Here is a 20,110-nt window from a genome sequence, read left to right as displayed (position 1 = left end):
GTCCAAGATACGCCATTAACTATGCCTGTCCAAGATACGCCAGATACGCCACACGAAGATACGCCTGCAAGATACGATTAAAAAGAAGAAGGGGATCATAAAATGTATCCTGAACATTTTATTGCGGGGAGTGAAGGCCTGGAAGCGGATGAGATGAGAATCACAACTATAATTTTATCCTACCCGACAGAGTCATGGCGCTCAGCATGGCCTTTTGCCTTGTCGTTTGTGCATATTTGACGCGCCAGCGTAACGAGATAAAGCATAATACATGCTCTATGCAATTTGACTCCTATCACTGTTCTACCGTTCTTACTCGTGTAAGTTATCAATTAATTAAGTCGAAATAATCCCCGCAACATTCTGCAATACATCAACAACAGGGAAGGTTGAAGTATGAACATAAGTAAAAAAATTCACATTGGTTTAGGCATTATGGCGCTGATACTCATCATAGCTGCCATGGCAGGGTTTAGAGGGGTCAACATGGTCTCTGATTCACTGCGCTTTGTGACAGGACCCGCATGGAAGGCTGCCGATGGGGCGATGGGAGCAACCATAGGGATCCAGGCCGAGATGATCGCCATGCAGCGCAGCTTGTTATCGGAGATCTCACATCAACAGGCCATTGAGGATATTCATAAGGCCGAACGATTTGGCGGTGAAGCCCTTGAAAGTATGATGGCCTCCGGTCTGATGGCTGAATCTCAGGCCATTAAAATGAAGGGGATGATCCACTTATTCCGCAGTCGTCGTGATGCCATGCTCTCACTTCACCAAGAGCTGGAGCAAGACAAAAATAAGCTCAACAGTACTCTTACAGCAATTGATAACTTGCTGAAGGAAGCGGAAGAAACCGTCGTTCAGAATATGGATTCCGATAGTCTATCCAGTATGGATCACAGCAAGGTTCAGCAGATGTGGGAAGTCGCAGATGTGGTAATGGAGAACCGTATAGCCTTGTTGCGCAGGGGGCACATTCTAACATTGCTCCTTGATAATCATCCATCAGCGGACCAGGCGCGTACCCTGTTACCGAAACTGCTGGCTGATGTTTCAGCTGGGGTTAATGTCATGAGTAGTTCGCACTTGATCCCGGTTGAAAGCGTAAGCGACCTACAAAGCCTGCTCAAAGCTTATACCGATCAGTTTGAACAAGTATTGACGCAGTTTGAAGAGTTGAAGGAGGCCAAAGAGGATCTAGCTACGATCACCCAGAGCATGCTCGATACAATCGAGATCCTGGAGGAGAGTGGAGCTTCCAAGGTTGAGACTGTGATCGAAGAGGTCAGGCCTAAGGTCGATACAGCCCAAGGGGTCATCTGGGCGGCAGTTGTCGTTGGTATTTTATTGATCGTTATGGGATTATTGTTCCTTAATCGCTATGTACTCGCCCGCCTGAACTTAGTGGTTACCCAGATGCGCAAAATATCTGAGGGTGAGGGTGATCTGACCATAACCCTTGAAACTAAGGGTTCTGATGAGTTGGCTGAGCTTGCCAATGGGTTTAACGGCTTTGTCGGTAAGACCCGCAGCGCTATAGCTGAGGTGAAAGATTCGGTGGATGCCCTCAAGTCGGCAACTAACCAGATGTCTTGCATCACTCGCGATACAGTCAATGGCATCCAGCAACAGAAATCGGAGACGGGGCAGGCAGCCACCGCCATTGCTGAGATGACCGCGACCATCGCGGAGGTGTCCAGCAACGCTCAGGCAGCTGCAAGCTCCACTGCTGATGCCAATCAACAGTCAGTGGACGGAAGACATGTGGTATTTCTTACTGTTGAGGCGATAGGTCAACTCTCCGATGAGATCAAGAAGGCGTCAGAGGTGATCCATCTTCTGGAATCAGACAGCGAGAATATTGGTTCAGTACTAGATGTGATCCGGGGTATTGCGGATCAGACCAATCTGCTGGCGCTGAATGCTGCTATTGAGGCTGCGCGTGCCGGTGATCAGGGGCGAGGATTTGCGGTGGTCGCGGACGAGGTTCGTACCCTGGCCGGACGCACCCAGCAATCGACTACTGAGATTCAGGCCATGATTGTGAAGATCCAGGAAGGAAGCACTGAGGCTGTTCAGGTGATGGAAGAGAGTTGTAAACGGGTCGACGTGGCTGTGAAACAGGCTCAAAAAGCGGGAGATGCATTAAGTGCTATCACGAACTCTGTCACTAAAATCAATGATATGAACACCCAGAACGCCGCCGTTGCTGAACAACAGGCAATTGTGGCCGATGGGGTCAGTCAGAATGTAAATGTTATTTATGATGTGGCCATGCAAACTTCGGATGGCGCAGGCCAAATCGAGTCGGCTTCGCTTGAGTTAACTAAGTTATCACAGCGACTGGAGTCCCTGGTTCTGCAGTTCAGGGTGTAACGTCTTGAACAGGATTCAAAAATAGATTCTTTGCAATCCCTGAGTAAAGCGGCCTTCGTTTGAAGGCCGCTTTTTTGATACTAGTCTATAGAAACTTGCTTCTAGAATCTTACTCTTAAGCCATTTTCTCTGTCGGCTTCCAACGAGCAAGTTCAGCAGGCAGTTTGATGCCTTGTGATGCTAACAGGTTGATTCGTGCTAAATAAGCGGCACCGTGCATCAGGTGCTTGGCGAGATCGACTGCCCGGCGATCCTGATAGTTATCAAGGTAACTGCCTTTTGCCCAGGCGTTGAATGCGCCCAGTGCAGGGCCGGCCCAGATTTGATAATCCATCTCGCGACCGGCTTCACCGGTGTTTGACCAGCGGCTTGAAAGGCCAAGATACCAGCGGAAGATCAATGCCATCTTACGTTTTGGATTGCCTTCTGCACGAATGATTTGCTTTGGATCACGCTCGTTAAAGTGCGCCACAGTACCCGCCCAAATCTCATCAAGGGTCGAGCGGAAAACCTGAGTTTCCAGCTTATGACGCTCATCGGCAGGGATTGCTTCGATAGAATCGTAACGGGTATAGATTTCATACAGCTTGTTGGCACGCATCGGGAATAAGGTACCGCGCTTAACAACCTGCAGCTTCACACCCATTTCGAACATATCGGCAGCAGGTGCCATGGCTACATCGGCCATCTCTGTCGTTGCAAGCAGTTTACGCGTGTGCTCACTTGCGCCCGCTTCGATACAAGCCTGGTTTATAGAGCCTGTCACGATATAAGCAGCACCCATGTTGAACGCAGCCAGTGCCGCATCAGGGGTACCGATACCGCCACCAGAACCAACACGTAACGGTGTCTTAAACTGGTATTGAGCCTGGATTTCTTCTTTCAGAGCCAGAATCGTCGGCAGAAGCGTCACCAGTGGGCGGTTATCGGTATGGCCACCTGAATCGGCTTCAGCGGTAATATCGTCAGCCATTGGAACGAGCTGAGCCAGTTCCATTTGTTCTGCTGTAATACGGCCTTCATTGACCAGACCCTGAAGGATCTTAGCCGGAGCTGGCTCCATGAACTTACGGGCAACTTCGGTGCGGCTTACTTTCGCAATCACCTTGTTGGCGATTTGGATTTCGCCTTTCGCATCACGGCTAAGACCCGCAGCACGGTAGTGCACGATTTGCGGCGTAAGACCTAAGAATGCAGACGCTTCAACGGTACGTACTTTATGTTTCAGGAACAGCTCAACACTGCCACGCTCCAGTGCGGGTTCGCTAGGGCTGTGGATCAGGTTAAATGCATAAGGGCCGTTCGGTAGCGCGGCCTGAATGCGGTTAATTGCTTGTTCCACCCGTGATGGAATAAGGCCTGCGGCACCAAATGAACAGAGGATCCCCGCTTGACCAAGCGCGATAACCAGCTCTTCCGAAGAAATTCCATTGGCCATCGCACCTGCATAGTAAGCGTATTTCACGCCATGAACACGGCGGAAGTCACTGTCACCTAAGCTTTGGGTGCCAAGCGCCGGCGCAAAGGCGCTGACCGGATGGGTGTTGGCGGCACTGGCGCTATCACCAGAGACCAGATCGGCTTGCTGACTGATACCCAGACCTTTTTCCGGGTGATTAACCAGATAGCAGCCACGGCTAAGATCTTTCAATATCTGAGCCATAGAACCTGTATCGAAGAGGGTAGCACTTTCTTCAACCTGCCACGGCCATGGTGATAGCTTTTCGTTATTCATGGTTGTTTGCGTTGTCATATTCTTTATTCCTAACTCAAGCTTCTTCAATACAGATAGCGATGTCTTTCACTTCGTAAATACGCAGGCCGTCTTTACTTAGGTTGGCATCACCAATGATGATGCGTTTACCGTCTTCATCTTTAATCGCAGTGATGTGGACATCCAGTGACATTTGCTTGTTAAGCGGGTTGATCTGACCGCGGTATTTCCACTTCACTTCAGACTGGATCTGACCAAATTTCGGTGAACGGAATCCGGCACCCAAATCTTTGTTCAGGGCATAGGTCTGCATCAGCTCGATAATCGCTTCAACACCTAAAGAGCCCGGCATAACCGGATCTTGATGGAAGTGGAACTGGAAGAACCAGTCACTCGGGTCGATAGTACGTTCTGCATACAAGTAACCTAAGCCTGCTTTACCGCCATCGCTGGTGATATCCACTTTGTCGATGAAGTTAAGACGACCGCCAGCCAATTGGTAATGCGGCTGTGCTTCGCCGATAGCTGAAAGCGGTGCGTTGAAGTAACGGCTTTCCTTATCAAGCAGGTTAATGCTTACATCTGGCGTACGATTATTTTCGACGTGCCATGGTTGCGTCACTTTACCGTTATCGAGACCAAGCTGATCTTTGAGTGCTGCACCTTTGAAGTAACCAAAGACTGCTTTACCTTCGTAGAAAGGCACACCGTCGGTGCTTAGCTCGAAGCTGAAGCTTTGAACGATGTTGGTACCCATCATGACGGTTGAAAGCAGACGAGAATCATTGACGATAGTTTTACCGCGTAGGTCAACATTGCGCAGCATCTTACCGCTACCATCTAGGTTACGGAAGAATAGCTCTAAGCCTGGGAAACCTAAGGTTGTACCCATGTAACCTGAGATAAAGCCATTGGGTTGCAGCGAAATTTCCATCAATACCGAGTAAGGCATTAGGCTGCTATGGCTGTTTTCTTCAAAGTACCAGGCATTTCCCGGCACTTCATATTCAGCGATACATGATGACGGTGTTTTGAAGTCGCCACGGGTGCCGTTCACTTCAATTACACGGGTAGTCAGCTGTAGATCGCCACACGGGGTACGTGGTGGGATCATGCCGCGATAGATTGAGAAGTCAGGGCCGAAACATTTTTCGATGTCACCGGTTGCAAACTCAAACATGTGGTACGGCGTAAACGGTACTGTGTCTGGCGTGCGGTTCGGATAATCAGGTGTGATTGGCGCTTCAACGTGCTGAAGCGGAATAACACCTTTGTTTGTTGCTGTGTTCAAATCAGGAATTTGTGCCATCAGCGGCGCATTGGCAGAAGCTTGCTGCTGAACGGCTGGCTTTTGAGCAATTTCCTGAACAGCTGCTTCTTGAACAACAGCTGTTTGAACAGGAGCAAAAGTCGCTGGCTGTACATCCGCCTCGGTGGTTTCATCGTAGCGAGTACATTCCGCTTCTTCTTTGATCATTACACCCAGGTTCTGGAAATCGACCACGACTTTGCCATCAAGCAAGATATCGATATTTGCTTTCGCATAAGGACGAGGGCTTAAGCCAATTTCAGTCACTTCCATGCGGTAGGTCAGTACTGCAGATTGTGGCAGAACCTGACCGCGGCAACGTACTTGCTGTGGTGCATTTTCAAGTGGCTGGAAACGACCATTCTGTACTTGTGTATGCATACCCAGGTACATCATGTAGAACTGAAGTAACTGACCGCAGCCTTCTGCCATCAATGAGCCAGCCATCACTGAGTCATCTTTGAAGTGGCAAGGGAAATACCAGTGATCAGCTTCAAGTTGCTTGTGACCTTCGATCAGACCAAGACCCCATGTACCGCCTTGCGGATCAACATGACTGACTTGCTCGATCATCATGAACTTGTCTGAGCTGAAGCACAGTGAAGGCTGTGCACGATCAGAAACATGACTGTCACCGAAACAACCTGCAATATTGGCGCTAAGCAGATTGTGCAGTGTCTGATAATCGAATTGGGTCTTCTGGCAGTGAAGGATTGGGTTAAAGCGCTGCTTAACCGCCAGGTTTCTTGCTTTAATTTCATCTTCGGTGCGGATGACACCTTTACCATCAGCAAGCTCTTCATCAGTAAAGAAGCCGGCACAACCGTTGTCCATTTTCAGGATCATCTTATCGCCGACGAAACATTCGTAAGAGAAGAAGAACAGCAACGTATCACCGTTGCGGGCAAAGTTGTTGATGGAAATATCGTAGCGCAATGTATCGCCACCACGAGGTAAGTCGCCCAGGAAGGTGAGGGTACAATCAAGCAGACGGTAAACACGCTCGCCTTTATTTTCAAAATCAATGCCGAGGTAGCTGATCAGCATCAGGTCGCACTGGCCCGATTCTACAGCAACGGCCCACGGGATCTGACCGTCTACCAAGTATGGTGCATCCACAGGAATATCGTATTCCGTGGTCATGGTGCATGGTTTGTATTCAAGCATGGTGGCATCAAGTTTAGTGACGCGAGATACCAGCAGATAATCTGTGGTTGGCAGTCTTACACGACGAGAGTAGTTATCGATAATCGCATAATCCGGACCAAACACATTGGCGATATCGCCTTCAGCGTATTCCACTAAGTCGTCGTAATCCCAGATGCATGGCTTGCGAATTGGTTTGGCGATAGCAGGTGCTGCCATGACATTCTGTGCCGGTGCAACTTGTCCTGAAATAGCTTCAGGCTGATGGTTAAACACCTGACCGGTCCCCGCGTTCATTTGTGCGGTGACTTCATTCAGCTGTGCTTTCAATAGGGCATCAGCCATCTTCAAACCTTGCTCGCGGTTTTGCAGAAATGCCTGATGAACCTGTTGTGCCAGCAGTTGATTTTTAATAAATGAAGGGCTTTGGAATGAGGTTAAATCATTCTGGTTTTTAGCGGATAGGACCTTTGTCATATTGCTTTGAATACCTGTAATCGGCGTCTGGCTTGGTGTTGCCAGAATCGGGGATACTGATGGAGTAACGGGCGCGGGTACGACTGTCTCTTCGAGTGCTGGTACGCGTGGTTTTGCGTTAGCGACTTTTTGCTGAATTTGTTGTAGTTCAGGAAGATCCGTTGTCACGATATGTTGGTAAATATCGCGGCCACCAAGGGTAACTTGCTTGATTAACTGACGCTTTGAATCTGTCGATAGTTCACTATCAAGGCGTGCTTTAAGCGACTGCGTCTCTGCGGCGGATTGCGTTAGCAATAGCTGTGAACACTGCTCCTCGCTGACGTTGGCTACAATTGCGGCTTTGCTATCAAAGTCAGACGCTGTTTGATTAAGGCTTAACAGTCCATGAAGCATACTTGCCATACCTGATGCGGCATAACAGTGCCCTAGACGTTGATTAGCCTGAGTCTGCGAAGCATGAGCGAGAGGGAATTGCGCCGTGTCTGTGCTTTCTGGTGCTTGGTTGAGCTCCAGTAAACGGACGTTATTCGCTGCAATACCGGTTTGTGTCAATAAGCTATCAGTCACGCTTGTGCTGTTACTGACAGAGCTAAAACCAAGTGCACTGATTTCGCCATAGCTTGTACTAGTGTTTTGGCTCTGTTGCTTTTCTTTGTCAACCAGGACAATGGCACCGGCACCTTCACCAACGTTCCAACCGCTGTCTTGCACGGTAGAGGCTACCGGCGTGATGCGGTTTTTCAGGATAACCTGTTCAGCACTACCACTCAGATCGACGGCGGCAATAACCACAGCATCCAGCGATTCTTGAGATATCAAGTTTTGTGCAACATCGATACAACGTGCTACCGATTGTTCTGCGGCAGAAATCGTAAAGGCCGGGCCGTTAAAGTCCCACAGCGAAGCAATACGAGATGCCATGATATTGCCGATGAAGCTGGTGTACTGGTTCAGCTTGGCAGCATCAAGCACACTGTCCATTGCAATGGCTTCAAGTGCCTGATATTCGCTATCACTCAGTTCTACGCCCATGTTGCTCAGGCTATCGGCAAGTTGCGTATGCAAGTTAACGCGACCACGGAACTGGTGCATTTCCAGTTCAGTTTCCATCGCAACCAGAACCGCTACTTTTTGTCCTGCTTCAAGCTTGGCATCTCGGATCGCTTCATCCGCGATTTTCATCAGTAAAAGCTGCTGAGAAATCAGACGGTCATCTTCATTCGGCGGCACTTTAAAGCGTAAGAAATCTAATTCAAATTGATCGATGTACGCACCGTGCGGCACGGTATGTAAACCAAATTGGCTCAGAAGCTCCGGGTGTTGATCTAACCCTTTCCAGCGTTTCTTCGGCAGTGCAACGAAAGCATCAGCACCGGTTTCAATCGCATGATTAAGCGCATTGATGGTTTTTAACGAACCAAAGTGGGACGCTAAACCGGTAATTTTAAGCTGAGGAGCGGATGCCGGCTCGGCAGTGGCTTGAGCGACTGGTTTTTCAGACGAACCCTTCCATGCTTCCAACAACAGGTGAGCGTTACAGCCACCGAAACCAAATACCGAAACACCCGCGTGTCGCTCAGGGTTTCCTGCTTTATCCGGCCAAGGCTGAACTTGGGTTGGCAACGTGTGCGAACCGAACAAACCTTCAGGTGAAGAAAGCGGGGTTGACAGGTTGATACTCGGTGGCAGCACGCCTTCTTTCATTGCGAAGATCATCTTCATGATCCCCGGCATGCCAGCAGCAGTAAGCAAGTGACCTAAGTTGGATTTTGCTGAACCGATAAGCGGTGCTTTTGTGCCGTTAAGCTTGTCAGCAAAAAAGCGTTCCATCGACGTCATTTCGACTTTGTCACCCAGTGGCGTACCGGTTGCGTGACATTCGATCACTTCGATACTTTCTGGTGACAGGTCGGTGGCTTCATAAGCACGTTCGAAAGCTTGCACTTGTCCCTTGCTGTTCGGGCTTAGGACAAACTGACCACGGCCATCATTGGATAGACCGATACCGCTAACAACCGCGTAGATATGGTCGTCATCACGCTCGGCATCTTCCAAGCGTTTTAGCACTAAAACACCGGCACCTTCACCAGCAAATAGCCCTTTACTGTTGGAATCAAATGGTGCTGATATGCCGTGATCCGGGTAAGCGTGGAAGATTGAAAAACCCATATTGATGAAGAATGGATCGGCGCCAGAAACAGCACCCGCCAACATCATGTCAGCTTTGCCTGTACTTAGATAATCACAAGCTAATTTCAGGGAGTAGACCGAGCTGGCACATGCAGCATCAAGGCTTAACTGTACACTGCCAAGACCTAAGGCGTCGGCAACCAGTTTAGAGGCATTATGCGCAGCTGCACCATTGGCTGGGTTTGCGCTTCTATCAAGCTCATTTGATGGGCTTAACGAAAAATGGTCGTTAGCCAGTTTCGTTTGTAGTGCCTTCTCTACCGCAGAGTGATAAATCGGCAGGAACAAATCATTTGAGCGTGTCGTTGGGAACGATAGGGCGCCCATGATCACGCCGGTACGCTTAAGTACCTCAGCATCTAATGCAATACCCGCATCAGCCAATGCTTTGTGGCTGGTGTCTAGTGCCCAAAGGAAGCTTTGATCCAAGCCTTCAAACTTCTCTGCCGGTACACGGTATCCGCTGGCATCAAAGGTGAAGTTCTGGATGTAACCGCCTTTATCACAATAAAAACGGTCTGATTCCCCTTGCTGGCCTTGGTAGGCATCAGGGTTCGCGCCTAATTTCTCAGGGCTTAATGTACTGCGGGAATCTTTTTTATCCAGCAGGTTTTGCCAGAAAGCCTTCGGCGTATCTGCATCAGGATACAGGTTGGCTAAACCAACAATGGCGATTTTTGTTCGCTTTTGAGAACTCATACTAGCTCTCCTTTTAAAGTTATCTCTGGTGTTACTTGATATTGTTCAAGCCCCTTCAGAAGGGGATCAAGTGACAGCGGGATCTGGTGACTGATTAACTGACCAATACATTTGAGCAAGGTGAGAATATCTTCGCCGCCCTTGGCGTTGGCCGCGACAGTACAACTTTCAGTCGTCACGTTATCTGCTCGATTGATCTTATCGATCAAGGTGCAGGTTTGTCTGTCAGCACCGATCTCAACAAATAAACGGGCACCTTGTTCACGGGCACTGCGTATCAATGCGGTAAAGTCGAGCGTCGAGCAGAACGTATCGGCAATCGAGTCGGCAATACTTTGGCTATCAATATTAACAAGAGTATTACGACCCGCTGCGGCACTGATAAAGCGAATATGCTCGGGTAATTCATCGCATAATGGCTGGTGGTAGAAATCAGTTACTTGCTGATGCTGGCTCAATGCTGGCGTGGTATGCATTGCCGTTACTCGATTGGCTGCGATACCGCGCTTACCGAGTTTTTTGAGCAGGGCTCGACAGTCATTTTCACAACCTGCCAGTACGCAAGTATCACCTTGAATAATCGCAAGATAAGCGTGCGGAAATTCAGGAAGCAAAGCTTCAATCGCGGCTGGCTCGCTACGTACAACAAAGCTGTTCCAGGTGATTTCGTCACCGTCGTTTAACTGCCATGCTTCACGCACTGCCGTTAATTCGCCTGAGATAGCGGTGGTAAAGATCGGGCTGGTTTTGGTCATTTCAATCAGTGCGTGCGGATTTTTCCAGACGCCTAAACTTGCCCACATCGATGCTTCGCCTTTGGAGTAACCCAACGCGAAATCCGGTTTAACCGCGAATTCTTCGCACAATAGCTGGGTTAACAAGTAACTGCTGCCAACGCCTGCAATCGCTAATTCGCTCAAGCTCATCTCGGCTGGGTTGTCACCGTATGTCTTCTCGGCTTGCAGTATTTCTTTGAGGTTGCCTTCACGTTCAAGACGAGCGAAAAGCTCCGGGAAATACTGGTGCAATTCGCGGAACATACCAGGGTAAACGGTACCGACACCGGGGTAAACAAATGTCACGCCACCTTTGCTGTTTGGTGATGGTGAAAAACAGCTGCCTGCTGGCGTTTTATAATGACTTTTTTCAGTCATTACTTTTGGTAGTGCATGACTAATCGCAGTAATTTCCTGAAAAATAGCGGCGACTGAAGCACCTTGCAATACGATGGCCGGTAGTGACGGTGAAGTTGAATCACCAGCCTGAAACTGTCTCAGATTTTCAGTCATTAACTCAATCAGTGAATGCGAATCATCAGAGAGATCACTCAAGCGTGTTGTTAACTGTGCTAGCTGAGTTGATAACGCTGCTTCATTTTGACCTGTTACGATAAAGAAAAGTCGAGACGGAGAAAGCATTGATTGTGCCGTTTGCAGCCCAGTCGCTTGGGTTAATACCAGGCTGCTTGTGCATACATCGGCATTGAACGTTAAACTCGTCACGCGAGCTGTGTGCGGCTCGGTAAACCAGTAATGGCTGATGTTTTCTTTATCAGAGCTAGTGTTAAGAGTGCGACTGGCAATAGCTTCAACCATTTGGAACAAAGCAGAAATTTTTTGCTCTGCAGTGAGTGCATCAAAAGTCTTTTGGTTGCTTAAACTTGCTTCCTGGCGGCGTGATTGAGCCAGCGCTTCTTCTCTGCAGTCAACAGTTCTATGTACTGAACTGGCACTAAAGCCAGATAAGTAGGCATGAGGATGAATTTTGTTTTGCGCTGCCGTTAAACCCGCAAGCATCAATAACCTTGATTGTGCTTCACCGTGTTCGCCATTTACGCAAAGTTGAACGACCTTGCCTTGGCTGACTGCTTGAATAGCGGTTTGTAGGGCAGTTTCAAAATTATCACCGACTGAGATGATTTCAATGGGTGGTAATGTGGAAACGCAATCGGCAGAAAGCCCAGCAGCATGCGCTGGCTGGGCTAAAAGAGCGATGCGCAACGGCATCGCTTTATTAGAAGAGTCGGCCACTATGACAGAAGCTCCTTTTCTGGCTCTGACTTCACCCAAAATGCCTCGTTAAGGCTTTTGCTGATCGTCACTTTCGCGCCATTCATAACCGCACTCAAACGACCATCTTGATGGTAAAGCGAGACATTAGCTTGTAGTGAACGCGAAGTATGTTTAATCACTTCAAGTTCTAACCAACCTTTGTCACCTGCTTGCATTGGTTCATAAGAAACAAATTCACCAATCGCAGAAGGCAGGCTAGCTGCGCCGTACTTCAATCTTGCCCAAACCAGCATGGCCTGTAGCAAGTAGTCTTCAGCGAAGGGCTGGCAACCACCCGTGTGCTGAGTTGGTACAAAAGCACCACAGTCAGCATCAGCAATGGTTGGCAACTGGCACTGTGCGAGTAAGCCTGCGTCATCAAAACGTTCAACCGTCTGGATACCTTGCAGCCTTGGACCATGGAACAGGGTGCCATTGCTGTACAACGCATCAGCCGTTGTGACGGATTGATTTGGATCCGCCGCAAAGGTTTTAGCCTGTGCTGGTTCAACCGATCCAGTGTTCTGTTCTAAGACCAACATTGCTTGATACTGTGGTCGACCCTGGCAGCTGATCAATGCTTTGATTTGATCGTCAGCTTTCGCATCAGGTGTCAGTGTCAACGTCAGTGTTTGCACCTCATCGGTATCAAAAATTACGCCTTTAAGCAGTTTGTAGTTGCGAACGCTAACGTTCGCCCCTAACAGCTGTTCTGCTGTTTCACGCATCCATTGGATGGCACACACTGTCGGTAACACTGGGTTACCGGCAATGCAGTGGTCCTTGAGGAAAGGCATCGCCTTTGGGTCAAGGTCACGTGTTACAGTGATGCTTTTATTCAGCGGACTCTCTGCTACCAGCACAGACTCCGCATCAAGCTTTTTTACAGCGGCTTCCTTGTTTTCTGAACCTTGCATGCTTGTACCCACAAGTAGTTGAATACCTGTTTCACTCAGAAGCTGCGAGCTAAATAGTTCGGCGCCAGCTTGCAGAGGAATGACATACACACCACGGTCTGTGAACATTTTCTTAAGAGCAGGGTTAACCATACCGCCATCCCACGGTCCCCAGTTGAAGCTCATGACTTTCGCTTCAGGGTGACGAGCCGAGAATTGCAGTGCTGCTTTGTTCAGGATGTCGTTAGACATCGCGTAATCGCTCTGGCCTGTGTTGCCGTAGAAGCCAGCCGCTGATGAGAACATTGCCACCAGTTTTAGCTTGCTGCAATCTAATGCCTTTAACACCGCATCAAGACCGCCAACTTTGGTTCCGTAAACGAGGTTTAGCTCATCCAATGTTTTGTCTTGAATATGCCTATCTGCCAGTACGCCAGCACCATGGATCAGACCGGTGATGTCACTGAACTGAGATAGTGTCTTGGCAACGGATTCACTGTTTGATACATCCAGGCTCAGGTATTCCGCGCTTGCGCCAACGTTAGCAAAGGCTGTTAGCGCTGCGTTGATTTCAAGGCTGCTTAAAACAGGCTTCAGCAACGCATCCACTTTTTTCGGTGTTGGTTTATCACCCGAAGCCTGCAGGTGAGCAATAGCGGCAACTTTCAGTTCACTCGCTGGTTTGCCTTTAGCCCACTCAGGTAGCTCATTCGCTGTGATGTGCTTGCTGCGACCGGCCAGAATGAAGTGCGATTGGCACTGCTTAGCCAGTGTTAGCGCACATTCAAACGTTACGCCTTTAGCGCCGCCTGTTACCAGAACCTTATCGGAATTGGTTAGCTTCGCAGCCACATTTTTCGTTTGGGCTGTACCTGCTTCAGTTGCACTTAAAGTAGAGCGACCTGATTCGCCTTGTTTTGGTTCACAAAGGCCGATCTCAACCGTGTGGGTATCAATATCAAATAGCTCTGCGGTTACTGCTTCTGCCAGATGGCGAGCATCAAGAGCAGGGGCAACATCTAAAGCACGACAGAATACGTTCGACCATTCGTGGCTTAACGTTTTAGTCAAACCGGACAACGCCGCTTGGTTTAGCTCAGCGTTAATTAGCTGCTGAGTATCAAGGTAACCAAAACCACCATCAATACGGCTTACTGTGAAGAAGCTACGACGGCTTGACGTTGATGTTGTGTTTAACTGAGCGTGAAGCAATTTAGCGAACAAGAACGCAATTGAAATGCTTGATTTCGCATCGGCATTCAATGAAATGCCTGTATTCTCAGATTGCGTGTCAGCAGCAAGAGGTTGCAAGTGAATGAATCCACCAATCTCTTTGTGCTGGCCTTCAATTTCAGCAATAACAGCTTTCACACCAGCGTCATCAACACTCGCTAACGGGTAGCTGGTGATTTCGCTGTTCAGTGGTGAAGCGGCAGATAGAGGACTACGTACTACGGCGACTTGTAGGCCGCGAGCGCTTAGCTTTTCTGCGAGAACGCCTGCATTGTGACCATCATCGGTGATCACGATACATGCGTCTTTGGAAAAACAGTCTGCTAATTTATCTACCGCTGGTAACTTTTTTAGCGCCACCTCGCTGTGAGGAGGAAGTTCAACACTGGTCGCTGCAACGACAGCTTCAACTGCTGGTGCAGATGCGGCTGTTACAGATGAAGAGCCTGAAAGCTTGCTCTGCATGTAAGTAACGATTTCGCCCAGTGTACGACACTCAGCCAAATCTTCAGGGTTCAGTTCAGGTAAGCCTGGTAGTTGGTCTTGAACGGTACCCAGAATTTCAACACGCTTGATAGAATCGATACCTAAGTCCGCTTCCATATCCATGGCAAGATCCAGCATTTCAGCCGGGTAGCCGGTTTTGTCTGCAACAACGTCAAGCATGGTGCTTTGTACATGTGCAGCATCTAAGCCGCTTGCCGCTGGTGTAGTTTCAACCGCAATTGCTGGTGCAACTGATGCTGCAGGCAGTTTGCTGTTCATGTAATCAACGATTTCACCCAGTGTACGACACTCAGCCAAATCTTCAGGATTCAGTTCAGGTAAGCCAGGTAGCTGGTCTTGGACTGTACCCAGGATCTCAACACGTTTGATGGAATCGATACCTAAGTCCGCTTCCATATCCATGGCCAGATCCAGCATCTCTGTTGGGTAGCCAGTTTTGTCCGCAACAACGTCAAGCATGGTGCTCTGAACTTGTGCAGCGTCCAGTCCGCTTGATGCAGGAGTCGATACAGCCGCCGGAGCTGCTGATACTGTTGCTGCAGGCAGCTTGCTGTTCATGTAATCAACGATTTCGCCAAGCGTACGACACTCAGCCAGATCTTCAGGGTTTAGCTCAGGAAGAGTAGGAAGCTGGTCTTGAACCGTACCCAGGATCTCTACACGTTTGATGGAATCGATACCTAAGTCCGCTTCCATATCCATGGCAAGATCCAGCATTTCTGTCGGGTAGCCAGTCTTGTCAGCAACCACTTCCAGCATGGTGTTTTGAACTTGCGCAGCATCTAAGCCGCTTGTTGTTGGTACTGCTGCTACAACAGGAGCCACTGTAGATACTGTCACTGCAGGCAGTTTGCTGTTCATGTAGCTAACGATTTCGCCAAGCGTACGACACTCAGCCAGATCTTCAGGGTTTAGCTCAGGCAGAGTAGGTAGCTGGTCTTGAACCGTACCCAGGATCTCTACACGTTTGATGGAATCGATACCTAAATCGGCTTCCATATCCATTTCCAGATCCAGCATTTCTGTTGGGTAGCCAGTTTTGTCTGCGACAACTTCCAGCATGGTGTTCTGAACTTGAGCAGCATCTAAACCGTTAGAGCTTGCTGCTTCAGTAATAACAGGGGCTGCTTCAGTAACAACAGGCGCTGCTGCTGGTGCAGGTTGAGCACCTAGCTTGCTGTTCATGTAAGTTACGATTTCACGCAATGTACGGCATTCAGCTAAATCTTCAGGGCTTAGTTCAGGCAGGTTAGGCATCTGATCTTGAACCGTACCAAGAATTTCAACACGCTTAATAGAATCGATACCCAGGTCCGCTTCCATATCCATATCAAGATCTAGCATCTCGGTAGGGTAGCCCGTTTTCTCAGCAACCACTTCCAGCATCACTTTTTCAGCGTTGGCTGTCTGTACCGGAGCCGCTGCTTGTTGGACAGGTGCTGGTACAACCGTTGGAGTCGGAGCTGGTACCGGTGCGACAGGCTGAGCCGGAGCAACAGCTTTTACTGGCGCAACCGTCATTACAGGTGCAACAGCAGGCGCCGCTTTTTGAACCGGTGCTACGGTTTGCACTGGAGCAACTGTTTGAACAGGAGCTGCTTGTACTGGCGCGACGGATTGAGCAGTAACGGCTGGTGCAAACGTTGCCTGCGACGTCAACAACCCTAGTGCAGAGTTATTGCTGTTCGCTTGCAGCTCAAGATAATGCGCGTGAGCTTTCAGGGTTTCAGCCTGATGCTGGTGGAACATTTCCATTGAACGTTGCAGGCTGTCAGGAATAGCAACACCAGATGTAGCCATCTTGGCTTGTTCTGTCATTAACGTTGTGAAAGTGTCGCCGTATTGTTGTGGAATCGCGAGGAACTGCTGGTGAAGCTCTGCGGCTTGTTGTTGAGCGGCAAAGAATGCATGCAATGACGCATCACCTACAGGAAGTTGTGCTGTTGTTGCCTGTGCTGGTGTAATGGCTTGACGAGGCTCTTGAGCGACAGTTTGAGCGACAACTTGTGTTGCTTCTTGAGGCGCAGCTTGCTGTGTAGCAGCTACGGCTACAGGCACTTCGCGTATTTCGGTTTTAATCACTTCTTTTTCCACAATCTTCTCAACGACTTTTTCAACGATTTCAGTTTGCTTGCTGACGGTTCCCGTTTCTAATGACTTAGCCATTTTTGCTCGGGTCGAAGCACTGATGTAGTTCGCCGCATTCAGTTTGATATTCATTGGTGATGCTGCATCAGGCTGAGCAATAACGGCTTGGTACGGGTCGATATTGTCTAGCGAGATCCCCGCAACGGCCAGCTGTACAGAGGCCAGACGTAGTTGCTGATCACTATCACCTTTAGGGTTCGGGTTGATACTGATCGTGCAAATCTCATCGGCTTTATCTGTCGAGATTTTCTCAGCAAGGGTTTTTTCAACCAGTTTCTGCAGAATATTCTTAGGTCCGAACTCTACAAATACACGTGCGCCGGCGTCGTACATTGCTTCAAGCTGAGTGCTGAAACGTACTGACTGTAGCATGTGTTGCTTGAAAGCTTTCTTAATGACTTTGCCGTCATTCTTATAAAGCTCGCCTGTTGCGTTTGAATAAAGCGGCAAAGCAGGTTTGCTGAATGTCGACTTATCAATGGCTGCAGCAAATGGTTTCTGCGCGTGGGCAACCAATGGTGTGTGGAAGGCACCAGATACAGGCAGTGGAATGGCCTTGAAACCTTGTTCGCCTAGTGCTTTAGCTGCAAGCTGTGCCTTTTCAGTCGGGCCTGCAATAACAAGCTGAGTCGGTGCGTTATAGTTGGCGATGCTCACGCCATCAAATTCGCTGATACATTTTTCAACAGCTGCTAACTTATCTGCATCAAGAATAACGGCGTACATAGTACCGCTATCGCCTTCTGCTGGTGTTGCTGCCATGGCGTTGCCACGTGCAAAAGCAAGCTGGTAGTAATCATCTTGAGAGATAACACCAGAAGCGCATAGGGCACTTAGCTCACCAAAGCTGTGACCTGCAACCATGTCTGCCTTAAAGCCAGCTTGAGTCATTAGCTCATACTGGCCCATAGAAACCACGCCAATAGCGCTTTGTGCATTAGCTGTATTGGTTAATGTTGCTTCTTGAGCTGCAGTGTCTTGCTTATTAAACGCAGGAATTGGGAAAAGCACCTGTGATAGCGGCGTCTTGTTGTTTTCACCAAATACTTTATCGGCATTCGCTAACTGCTGGCGCATCTCTGGATAATGACAAGCAAGTTCACGACCCATATTGAGGTACTGTGAACCCTGGCCTGCAAACAGTGCAGCGACTTTGGCAGAACCGTTTTCAACCACCAGGCCTGATTCACGATAGCTTGTACCACTTGGTAGCTGCCAATGTGTTTTAGTCTGACTTTCAAGTGTTGAGATTGCCTGAGCTAGCTGAGCCTGAAGCTCTTCATCAGTTTTAACCACTAAACCTAAACGTGCATGAGATGTCTCAATGCTACGTAAGCCATACGCGTCAGCAAGTGCTGCTAAATCCGTTTTCTGGCCAGAGATATTCGCTGATGTTTCTTTCAGGCTTGCGATAAGTGCATCGCGGGAAGCGGCGCTGAACAGCAGCGTTTGCGGAACCTGACGCTGTCGGTACTTGTCACCACGAGCATGTTCTTGTGTGTATTCTTCCATAACAACGTGGAAGTTAGTGCCACCAAAACCGAACGAACTTACACCCGCGCGGCGTGGTGTGCCATCAACACGCTGCATCCACGGGCGAGTTTGGGTATTGAGGTAGAAAGGAGAGTCCTCAATATTCAGTTTAGGGTTCGGGCTAGTGACGTTGATCGTTGCTGGCAATACTTTGTGGTGCAGTGCAAGTGCTGCTTTGATTAAGCCTGCGGTACCTGCGGTAGATTTGGTGTGACCAATCTGAGATTTTACCGAACCTAAAGCAATGTGCTGTTTGGTGTCATTGCCATCGCTAAATACAGAGTTCAGACCACTAAATTCAGCAACATCACCTGCTGCCGTACCTGTACCATGAGCTTCTAGCAGGCCAAGAGTATGTGGGGCAAAACCGGCATCATCATAAGCACGTTTGAGCGCTTTTGCCTGACCTTCAGGACGTGGCGCATAGATACTCTTAAATTTACCGTCAGAAGAAGCACCCACACCTTTGATCACTGAGTAGATACGGTCGCCATCACGCTCTGCGTCTTCAAGACGTTTCAGGGCAACCATACCGATGCCTTCACCTATCATCATGCCTTTCGAATCAATGTCGAATGGCTGGATAGTCTCATTGGTGGTGAAAGCCGGGGTTTTCGAGAAACTCATGTACATGGTTGGTGAGTTATCGGTACACACACCACCTGTGATCATCATTTCGCTACGGCCTTCGACCAGTTCGCTTAGCGCCATCCGCAGCGCAGCAAGAGAGCCTGCACAAGCGGCATCAACGACACAGTTCATGCCGCCTAGGTCGAAACGGTTTGCGATACGGCCAGCGATAACATTGCCAAGAGAACCAGGGAAAGAGTTTTCTTCCCAGTGAATGTACTGATCCTGGAACTTCTTGATCAGCATTTCGCTGTCTTCGTCGTTAATGCCGCTGCTTTTAAATACTTTCTTTAGAACAGGGTATTGAAGACGCGCATTCAGGCTCTGGCTGATCTTCTGACCACCACCGACACCTAAGGTGATACCAATTTTGTCTCGGTCGTAGCCTTCAGGAAGCTTGGCATCAGCCAGTACTTCTTTAGCAACAATTAGAGAAAGCAGTTGTGACGTATCCGTTAGCTCAAGGATGTTTGGCGGAAGACCGAACTCCATTGGGTTGAAGTCGACTTCTGGCATAAAGCCACCGCGCTTACAGTAAGATTTGTCCGGCGTGCTCTTATCCGCATCGTAGTAATCTTCAGGACGCCAGTGGGTATTAGGAACGTCGGTTATTGCGTCAATTTTCTCACTGATCAGATCCCAAAATTTATTCAAGTAACGGGAGTTGGCAAAGATACTTGCCATGCCGACGATGGCGACAGGCATATCTTTAAGGCGTTTATTGAGTCGCTTATCTTCTTGCGACTCGGGTGTTGATTTTGGGGTTTGGCTCATAATGAGTCTCCACTGGACATCCGTGGGTCGGGTGTCATATTTTCGGTCTGGGCTTTAATACGAACTGAACGGTAAGTTGAGGTAGCGCCGGAAAAGCACGGCCAAAAGGTGTGCTTGCTACGGGTAAGCAACAGTCGTGAGTACAATGCTCGTGAGTAAAGTTGTCGTGAGTGCTGTGACTCGTGCGGAATTACACAAGTCATGCGGTGATTGTGCTTTCAACCGTAAAGGTAATGTTCATTACAATCCTGCTGAAACTACTGCTTCGATTATCAGAGAAGGAGATACCTACCATTCGCGATGAAAACCAGCTAAATCTGTTAATGGTTGAGCAGATTACCCGAGGTCGCTTTTTGATACAATCGCCTGAGACTGAGGTTGCATCTCTTCAGACCAGTTGAAAATGTTAAATTTCAATTTT

Annotated in this window: 5 protein-coding genes; 1 reads left to right on the top strand and 4 read right to left on the bottom strand. The window is 48.8% G+C overall.

What is annotated here, in order from left to right; all coding sequences use genetic code 11:
* Positions 1 to 396 precede the first annotated feature (396 nt).
* Complete coding sequence (locus L4D76_RS04875; protein WP_428439816.1) at positions 397 to 2,379, top strand: methyl-accepting chemotaxis protein; 1,983 nt, start codon at positions 397 to 399, stop codon at positions 2,377 to 2,379.
* A 115-nt stretch (positions 2,380 to 2,494) separates the two neighbouring features.
* Here L4D76_RS04875 and pfaD read toward each other — a convergent pair whose 3' ends face one another.
* The 4 genes from pfaD to L4D76_RS04855 are packed head-to-tail and all read right to left on the bottom strand — an operon-like array spanning position 2,495 to position 19,689.
* Positions 2,495 to 4,132 carry an eicosapentaenoate synthase subunit PfaD gene (gene pfaD, locus L4D76_RS04870; protein ID WP_428439815.1) on the bottom strand — a complete coding sequence of 546 codons (1,638 nt, stop codon included), beginning with the start codon at positions 4,130 to 4,132 and terminating at the stop codon, positions 2,495 to 2,497.
* Between the two features lie 16 nt (positions 4,133 to 4,148).
* A complete protein-coding gene (locus tag L4D76_RS04865) occupies positions 4,149 to 9,917 on the bottom strand; it encodes a hotdog fold thioesterase (RefSeq protein WP_428439814.1) in 5,769 nt (1,922 codons plus the stop codon).
* Positions 9,914 to 11,947, bottom strand: a complete 2,034-nt coding sequence (locus L4D76_RS04860; protein WP_428439813.1) for a PfaB family protein — start codon at positions 11,945 to 11,947, stop codon at positions 9,914 to 9,916. Before L4D76_RS04860 ends, L4D76_RS04865 begins: the two co-directional genes overlap by 4 nt.
* Entirely contained in the window at positions 11,947 to 19,689 is a 7,743-nt protein-coding gene (locus L4D76_RS04855; RefSeq protein ID WP_428439812.1) for a phosphopantetheine-binding protein, read from the bottom strand. The genes L4D76_RS04860 and L4D76_RS04855 overlap by 1 nt, the downstream gene beginning before the upstream one ends.
* Between the last annotated feature and the right edge of the window lie 421 nt (positions 19,690 to 20,110).

This window comes from Photobacterium sagamiensis (assembly GCF_050337085.1).
Classification (GTDB): Bacteria; Pseudomonadota; Gammaproteobacteria; order Enterobacterales; family Vibrionaceae; genus Photobacterium; species Photobacterium sagamiensis.
This window is presented reverse-complemented; position numbering and strand designations above follow the sequence as displayed.